Source organism: Mesorhizobium sp. WSM4830 (assembly GCF_055811495.1).
This window is the reverse complement of sequence record NZ_JBVVQI010000079.1, coordinates 1-1,159: the sequence shown is the minus strand read 5'-3', so window position 1 is coordinate 1,159 and position 1,159 is coordinate 1. Positions and strand designations below refer to the sequence as shown.

The 1,159-nt window shown below is 65.5% G+C and carries 1 protein-coding gene; it reads right to left on the bottom strand.

Annotation, left to right across the window (positions count from 1 at the left end; translation table 11 throughout):
- Positions 1 to 33: 33 nt before the first annotated feature.
- On the bottom strand, positions 34 to 1,074 hold the full coding sequence (locus AC0L2Y_RS34385; protein ID WP_473562307.1) for an IS110 family RNA-guided transposase: 1,041 nt from the start codon (positions 1,072 to 1,074) through the stop codon (positions 34 to 36).
- Positions 1,075 to 1,159: the final 85 nt, after the last annotated feature.

The following is a 1,159-nucleotide window of genomic DNA, read 5'->3' as shown; positions in this document are numbered from 1 at the left end:
GACATCATCCAGATCGGGTCTGGTGATCTTGGTCTAGACTTGCTGCATCACGGGCCGCAGCAGTCGGTTGGGGTCATAGTCTTCGCCGGTGAGCATCATCTTCCAGGCGATGCGGGCGACCTTGTTGGCTAAGGCCACGGCTGCCAGCTTGGGCGGCTTGCGCGCCAGCAGCCTCGCCAGCCAGGGCGACGGTTCGGCCCGGCCGGCGCGCACCTGGCGGATCACGGCGGTGGCCCCGACCACAAGGGTACTGCGCAGAGCCTCATCGCCCGCCCGACTGATCACGCCCAGTCTCTGTCGGCCAGCAGTGGAATGATCCTTCGGCGTCAATCCGACCCAGGCGGCGAACTGGCGGCCCGACTTGAAGGCCGCTGGATCCGGCGTCTTCATCACCAGCATCGCCGAGCCCACCGGGCCGATCGATGGGACCTTGGCCAGCCGCCGGCTGGCGGCATTCGTGCGCCGCCAAGCCGCAAGCTCGGTCTCGGCGCGTTCAATCCGAACTTGCAGCTGAGCGTATTCTGCGCCCAACAGCGCAAACAGCCCCCGCGCCAAATCCGGCAGGCTCTCATCGGCGGCGATGCGTGCCAGCAGCGGCTCGATCTTGTCCAGTCCTCGCGCCGCAATTACGCCGAACTCGGCCGCGTGGCCGCGGATCGTGTTGGAGAGCTGCGTGCGGGTGTTGATCAGCCGCTCGCGGGTCCCCAGCAACATCAGGCCGGCCTGCTCCTCAGCCGACTTCACCGGCACGAAGCTCATGGTCGGCCGGCTCATCGCCTCGCAGCCGGCCTCGGCGTCACGTGCGTCGTTCTTGTTGCGCTTCACATAGGGCTTCACGTGCTGCGGAGCGACCAGCCGCACCTCGTGGCCCAGGCCTTTGAGCTCTCGCGCCCAATAGTGCGAGGCCCCGCAGGCCTCCAGCCCCACGACCACAGGCTCCAGACGGGCGAAAAACTCCACCATCTGACCGCGACGAAGCTTGCGGCGAACCACCGGCTCCTCGGCCGCGTTCACGCCATGCAATTGGAAAATACTCTTCGACGTATCAATGAAAATGCGCGTAATCTGCTCCACGGACGGCTCCTTCGATTGAAGTTCTATACGACCTCAATCTGGCACATCGATGCCGCTTCGGGGGCCGTCCACCCCATCATGCCGT